The organism is Erythrobacter sanguineus (assembly GCF_900143235.1).
GTDB lineage: Bacteria > Pseudomonadota > Alphaproteobacteria > Sphingomonadales > Sphingomonadaceae > Erythrobacter > Erythrobacter sanguineus.
This window is the reverse complement of the sequence record NZ_FRDF01000010.1, coordinates 136,023-142,629: the sequence shown is the minus strand read 5'-3', so window position 1 is coordinate 142,629 and position 6,607 is coordinate 136,023. Positions and strand designations below refer to the sequence as shown.

Sequence of the window (6,607 nt, the reverse complement as noted above, 5' to 3'; positions counted from 1 at the left end):
AGCGTTGGCACCAGACCCTGAAGAACCGCATCCTGCTGGAAAACTACTTCTTGCCCGGTGACCTCGAGGCCCAGATCGAGGCCTTCGTCGAGCACTACAACCACCAGCGTTATCACGAAGCGCTGTCCAACGTGACGCCCGCCGACGCCTACCTCGGCAGGGCGGCTTCCATCCTCAATCAGCGTGAAAGGATCAAGCGACACACCATCGAACATCGGCGCTTGCAACACCGCAAGCTCGCCGCCTAAAACCAACCCCCAGACGAGGTCCGCACTCCGCTAATCTACGCCGCAAGTTGTGCCAAATGTTCTGACGACGGACAGTCAGCTTCGCAATCGTCCAGCGCGCTCCAGACTGCGCCAGTGCCCTGCCATGTTAAAGGGCCATAGCTGTTGCCGTTCATGCCAACGGAGAACGTGCTCGCGCCGCGCAATGCCGCATAGGTCGCATCCGATGCCGCACCCGGCCCCCCAACCGCCCCAGGCATATTCGCAAAAGCCGCCGACGTCGTACCCGCCGGTGCGCGACGGCACGCTGGCGCCGGTATCATAGACCACGGTGACCGGGAAATTGGCGTCGCCGTCTACGCCCCGAAACTGGCGGATGAATGGTCCGAAGAGCGAGATACCGAGATTGCCATCGCGCAGGCGGCGCGAGAATTCGGCGCGGATCTGTTCGCCTGCGCCGTCCTTGCCGAACACACTAACCCGGCACACGCCGTCGGAATACTCGGGCGCCAATCCCGCCACACCGGCCCGCGGTCCGTCCGATCGTAAGGCCCTGAAGCGCGATGAGGGGCGAAAGAGCGATCCCGGCGGCAAAGACGATACTCATGCTGACACTCCCGATTTGCAAGGAGCGGCGAGTTTATTGGAGGGTTTCAGGGGATCAATTTACAAACGCTGTTAGGTTTCCGCGGTGCCGGTCAAGCGCCTCTTATCCTTGGCACCGCATGAAAACCTTGTTTAGCGGCAAAAGGGCGGCAGCAGAACTTCCCACCACACCGAGTGCCGTCCTTGTTCTCCATGAGGCATCTGGCATCCTTGCGCGCATGGATACGAAAGCGCCCAAAATCAGCAAAAAAGCGGCACTCACCGCGTTCCCCTCTCCCGATGGGCAAGCACGCACTCGATCGCATCGAGGTTCCACCTGCCGCTCTCGCTGATCAGCGAACTCGCCGTGGACAGCAAGCCATGCGCGGTCATCCTGCCAGCATTACCGCGCCGCTTCAGCGCGCCTTTGAGGGCGTTCTCTCAAAGCGGCTTTTCGGTGTGCCCGCGTTTTCTGGCCGGGCTTGAGCCCCTTGGCCCACTGCTGAAACGGACTGGCGCAAGTCGCGGGGAATGCTATTGAATGCCAATGAAACTTGCCCATCCCTTCCGCCTCGCGCTCCCCGCTGCCCTTTCACTGTTGTTCGCGGCATGCGCCAGCACCAGTTCAGCGCAGATCACCGCAACCACGCAAAGCCAGCCACCGGCGGGCGGCCTTGCCGAACTGGTGGATGCAGCCGAAATTCCGTTCGAGCGCTTCACGCTGGAGAACGGCCTTACCACCATCATCCACACTGATCGCAAGGCGCCGATCGTCGGCGTCACGGTCTATTACCGCGTCGGCTCGAAGCACGAACCGCGTGGCCGCACCGGTTTTGCGCATCTGTTTGAACACCTGATGTTCGTCGGCAGCGAAAATGTGGAGAACTACGACGCTCCGCTGCTCGCCGCCGGTTCCACCGGCCCCAACGGATCCACCTATTACGACCGCACCAATTACGTCGAAACGGTGCCAACCGGCGCGCTCGATCTGGCGCTGTTCATGGAAAGCGACCGGATGGGCTACCTGCTCGGCGCGGTTACGCAGGAAAAACTCGATAACCAGCGTGCTGTGGTGCAGAACGAAAAGCGTCAGGGCGACAACCAGCCCTATGGTCTGGTGCGTTATCTGCAGGCCGAGGGGCTGCTGCCGGTCGGCCATCCCTATCGTCATTCCACCATCGGCTCGATGGCAGACCTCGAAGCGGCGACCCTGCAGGACGTGCGTGACTGGTTCCGCAACAATTATGCGCCCAACAACGTGGTGCTGGTGCTGGCAGGGGATATTGATGCCGAAACGGCGCGGCCGATGGTCGAACGCTGGTTCGGTGCAATCCCGCGCGGGCCGGAAGTCGAACCGGTTCAAGCCGGGCCGGAGACGCTGCGCGAAGCAAAGGAACTCACCGTCACCGATCAAGTGCCGTTTCCAGCGTTGTTCCAGTTCTGGACTAGCCCCGGTCTGAACCATCCCGATGCGGTACCGCTGCGCGTGGGGATGGACATCCTCGGCGGCCTGCAAAGCTCGCGCCTCGACAACGCACTGGTTCGCGGCGCCGAACTCGCAGTTGGCGTCAGTGCCTCGGCCTCTGCGTTCGAACAGCTCGGATTCCTCGAAACACGCGTTAACCTGAAGGACGGCACATCGCCCGAAGATGCGCGCGCCGCGCTCGAGAGGGAAACCGCACGGCTGGTGGCCGAAGGCCCAACCTTGGCGGAGCTTGAGCGGGCCAAGACCCAGCTTGTCGCCGATGCAATCGCCCGGCTCGAACAGGTCGGCGGCTTCGGCGGCAAGGGCTTTATTCTCGCCGAGGGCGAACTCTATTCCGACGACCCCGCCTTCTATCGCCGCGAGCTGGAACAAATCGTCGGGCTGACACCGGCGGATGTACAGCAGGCGATGCAGCGCTGGCTTTCACGCCCGGCCTACACGCTGTGGGTCGTGCCGGGCGAACGCACGCTCGACGGTGCGACGCTGGGCGGATGGGGAGACGAGGACACCACGGCCCCGCCCCTGCCGGATGCCCGCGCGCCGGTGGACGTCACCCGCACCGGCGCCCCGCGCAGCCAGCCGCCGGTTATATCTGCCGGGGATCTGACCTTTCCGCAGGTGCAGCGGGCGACGCTATCCAACGGCATTGAAGTGCTGATTGCGCAGCGGCCATCGGTACCGAAGGTCTCGCTGGCACTGACGATCAATGCGGGCACTGCGGCCGACGCGCCGGGCCGCATCGGCTTGCATGAAACCATGGTCGATCTGCTGACCGAGGGGACCGCAACCAAGAGTGCCCTCGATATCGCGATCCTGCAGGAACAGCTCGGCAGCACGCTCCGCGCCCGCGCCGGCATCGATAGCGACACCATCACACTGGAGACGCTTACCACGAACCTTGCACCCTCGCTCGCGCTGATGGCAGACGTGGTACGAAATCCTGCCTTCAGAGACGACGACGTCGCGCGTGTGCGTGAACAGCGGCTGGCGGCGGTAGCGCAGGAACTGGCTTCGCCTGCGGGGCTTGCAAGCCGCGCCTACATGCCGTTGATCTATGGCGCCGATCACCCCTATGCCAATTCCGGATCGAGCGGCGATACGCAGGCCATCGCCGGGCTGGTTCCGGCGGATCTCGCCACCGCCCACCGTGTCTGGTTCCGCCCTGACCTTGCCACCATCATCGCGGTAGGCGATGTCTCGCTGGCAGAACTGGTCCCCGCGCTGGAAAGTGCCTTCGGCGACTGGGCCGCGCCCGAAACCCCCGCGCCAACCACGACGACCGACCGACCGGCCCCGGAGCCGCAGCCGCGGCTGGTGGTGATTGACCGCCCAAATTCGCCGTCGAGCTTCCTGCTGATGGGCCGCGCCACACCGCTGTTCGGCCATGTCGAGGGCAGCGAACCAATCCTGCTGGCGACCGAGGTGCTGGGTGGCGGGTTTCTTTCCCGCCTCAATCAGGACCTGCGCGAAACCAAGGGCTGGACCTATGGTATCGGCTCATCGATCCCGGTCGCGAAAGGCCAGCGGATGCTGCAGATCGGCACACAAGTTCAGGCCGACCGAACGGCGGATTCGATCCGCGCGATACTCGCGCAGGTCGCCGCGTTCCCGCAAGAACGCCCGGTCGATCCGGCCGAGTATCAGCGTGCGACCGAAGGCAATATTCTCGGCCTGCCGAATGAGCTTGAGACAAATGGACAAGTGCTGGGAGCATTGCTGACCAGCCGCCGGCTCGGCCGCAATCTCGACTACCAGGCGCAGTTGCCGGCGATCTACGGCGCGATCGATCCTGCCATGATCAATGACGCTGCGCGCGAATATCTCGGCCCGCACAACATGACGATCGTAGTGGTGGGCGACCGGGCGGTGATCGACGCTCAGCTTGAAACCCTCGCCATGCCGATCACCTATCTCGAGGCGGAGGACCTGTAACGAACCTGACCGGAAGCGAATCGGCTGCTGGGATTGCACGAAGAGGCTTGGGCGAACGTGCTAGGCTCAGGATCCATTGAATCATTGGCGCTAGCGACGACGGGTTGATGGCCAGCGGATCGTGAGTGGCATTTTTTTCGTAATCAGGAATGCGCAGCGCGGGCGTGATGCGCCAGCCGGATTGGGCCCGCACAACACGATCTACGACCGCTTCATCTGTTGGAGTCGCCTCGGCGTGTTCAACCGCATCCAAGCTGAGCTGGCGACCAAGGACGGCAAGCCTGCCAGACCTCGCCCGAAGGCGCGAGGATAGCATGCCAAACCTCGACTACGGGCTCGAATGGTTTGCTTCAGCGCAGGACACGGACTCGCGCAAGCGGCGCGGTTCGACCAATGACACCGACTGTTTGCGGACAGTAGCTCGCTCACTTTGGTTTGGAGCGGCATTGCGTCGTCCCGAAGGGCAGGCCTCGGCCCGCTAGCCGCCAGCCGCGCGTTCCAGACGGGTGCGGGCCTCGGTCTCACCGATCAACGGGAGCAGTTCAGCCATGTCAGGTCCATGGTCCATGCCTGTCAGGGCCTGACGCAGCGGCAGGAAGAGTGCGCGCCCCTTGCGGCCCGTGGCCTCCTTCAGCGCATGCGTAAGTTGTTGCCAGGGGTCGCCGCCCCATGCGAGCATTGTAGCGGCTGCGGCAAGATAGGCACGGTCATCGGCGGTGAATTCCGGCTGCGAGACGGGGCCGGTGACAAGCTGCCACCATTCGTTTGCCTCACCAATATTCGCAAGGTTCGGGCGGATCGCGTGCCAGCCGGCCTCGTCCATGCCTTCGGGCAGGCGCGTCCGGACGGCTTCGTACGACAGTTGGTGGACGATTGCAGCATTGAGGCGTTCGAGATCCTGTTCATCGAACTTGGCTGGCGCGCGACCGAATGTCGAAAGGTCAAAGCTTTCGACCAGCGTTGTGCGATCTGCGATCGGTTCAACGGGCATTGAGGTGCCGAGCCGCGCCAGCAACGCAATGATCGCCTCCGGCTCGATTTCCCGCTCACGGAAAGCATCGCAGCCGAGTGATCCGAGCCGCTTTGAAAGCTTGCCTTCGCGGCCCACCAAAAGCGCTTCATGGGCGAAGACTGGAATCTTTTTTGCTGCACTTTCTGTTGCAGCAAAGCCTGCAGCAAAAAGTGCGGTAAAGATCTGTATTTGAACAGCTGTATTGGAAACGTGATCCTCGCCGCGCAACACCTGTGTGATGCCCATGTCGATGTCATCGACCGCGCTCGGCATCATGTAGAGCCAAGATCCATCAGCGCGTCGGATTACCGGATCGGAAAGCTGCGCGGGATCGAATTTCTGCGGCCCGCGGATACCGTCATCCCATGTGATCGGTTCACCATGATCGAGCAGGAAACGCCAGTGCGCAGGCGTGCCACCAGCCTCCTTGCTGGCGCGTTCGGCAGCGCTTAGCCCAAACGATGCGCGGTCGTAGATCGGAGGCAAACCGCGGCCGAGCTGGATCTTGCGCTTGACCTCAAGCTCCTGTGCGGTTTCGTAACAGGGGTAGATTCGACCCGCGGCCTTGAGTGCGCGGAAGGCGTCTTCGTAGCGATCCAGTCGGTCCTGCTGGCGCTCTTCACGGTCCCAGTCCAGCCCCAGCCAGGTAAGATCGGCGCGGATGGCATCGACATGTTCCTCGCGGCTGCGCATTGCATCAGTATCGTCGATGCGCAGGATGAAACTGCCACCGTTTTTCTTCGCCAGCATCCAGTTGTGGAGCGCTGTGCGGATATTGCCAACGTGAAGCCGGCCCGTGGGCGATGGGGCGAAACGGGTGATGGTGCTCATGAGGGCGAGCGGTAGAACGCCGCGCGCGCGCCCGCAAGCAGGCTTACACCTTGCGCATCTCGGCAGCGATCAGTGCGAGCGCCGCCTCCCACAGACGGTGCATGCGATCGGTGCGGATCAGATCACCAAGGATGGCTTCAAAGCCAGCCCGGTCGCGGCGCGAAGCCGCATCGACAAAGCCACCGATGCTCGCCTCATCATGGCTCAGCAGCCGACAGCAAAAGCGCGACACGTGAATATTCTCGGGCCACGTGGACGAGATGGCATGGGCAAGGATCAGCGACTTGGCAGCGATGTCGACGCTTCCCAATCGCACCGCCAGTTCAGGGACCGGATCACGCCCGATGCGCTCGTGCAATGCGATCAGGCGAAGCGCATGGATGAAACGCCCCGCAATCGGCCCGAGCGTATCGATCGGCGGCGGAACTGCGAGCGCGGCAATGATATCCTGCGCTGTGGTGGAAGATGAGTTTGGGCGGGACATGGAACCTCGCTGGTGGTGGGTGCCGGGGCGACTCCATTCTGCTACCCTTG

General features: G+C 62.9%; 5 protein-coding genes and 1 pseudogene. 3 read left to right on the top strand and 3 right to left on the bottom strand.

The annotated features are described in order from the left end of the window. Window positions 1-248 (top strand): integrase core domain-containing protein (locus BUA05_RS09860; protein ID WP_143150296.1); only part of this gene is annotated, 248 nt, incomplete at its 5' end. A 75-nt stretch (window positions 249-323) separates the two neighbouring features. Here BUA05_RS09860 and BUA05_RS09855 read toward each other — a convergent pair. Next, complete coding sequence (locus BUA05_RS09855) at window positions 324-740, bottom strand: hypothetical protein (protein WP_245790160.1); 417 nt, start codon at window positions 738-740, stop codon at window positions 324-326. A 613-nt stretch (window positions 741-1,353) separates the two neighbouring features. Between BUA05_RS09855 and BUA05_RS09850 the strand changes: the two genes are divergently transcribed. After that, window positions 1,354-4,230 (top strand): M16 family metallopeptidase, encoded by a 2,877-nt coding sequence (locus BUA05_RS09850; protein ID WP_245790159.1) that lies wholly within the window; start codon window positions 1,354-1,356, stop codon window positions 4,228-4,230. 109 nt (window positions 4,231-4,339) lie between these two features. Beyond that, window positions 4,340-4,543, top strand: a pseudogene (locus BUA05_RS15120) (transposase); the annotation flags it as partial. A gap of 165 nt (window positions 4,544-4,708) precedes the next feature. On the opposite strand, the gene BUA05_RS09840 reads toward BUA05_RS15120, so the two are convergent. Together BUA05_RS09840 and BUA05_RS09835 are read right to left on the bottom strand one after the other, a co-directional pair. Next, complete coding sequence (locus BUA05_RS09840) at window positions 4,709-6,073, bottom strand: glutamate--tRNA ligase (RefSeq protein ID WP_072674640.1); 1,365 nt, start codon at window positions 6,071-6,073, stop codon at window positions 4,709-4,711. A gap of 43 nt (window positions 6,074-6,116) precedes the next feature. Further along, window positions 6,117-6,557 (bottom strand): DNA-directed RNA polymerase subunit beta', encoded by a 441-nt coding sequence (locus tag BUA05_RS09835; protein ID WP_072674638.1) that lies wholly within the window; start codon window positions 6,555-6,557, stop codon window positions 6,117-6,119. Window positions 6,558-6,607 lie beyond the last annotated feature (50 nt).

Bases quoted from the DNA above. Each gene is read 5' to 3' on its own strand.
- BUA05_RS09850 (WP_245790159.1), top strand. From the start codon at position 1,354: ATGCCAATGAAACTTGCCCATCCCTTCCGCCTCGCGCTCCCCGCTGCC.
- BUA05_RS09840 (WP_072674640.1), bottom strand. From the start codon at position 6,073: ATGAGCACCATCACCCGTTTCGCCCCATCGCCCACGGGCCGGCTTCAC.
- BUA05_RS09835 (WP_072674638.1), bottom strand. From the start codon at position 6,557: ATGTCCCGCCCAAACTCATCTTCCACCACAGCGCAGGATATCATTGCC.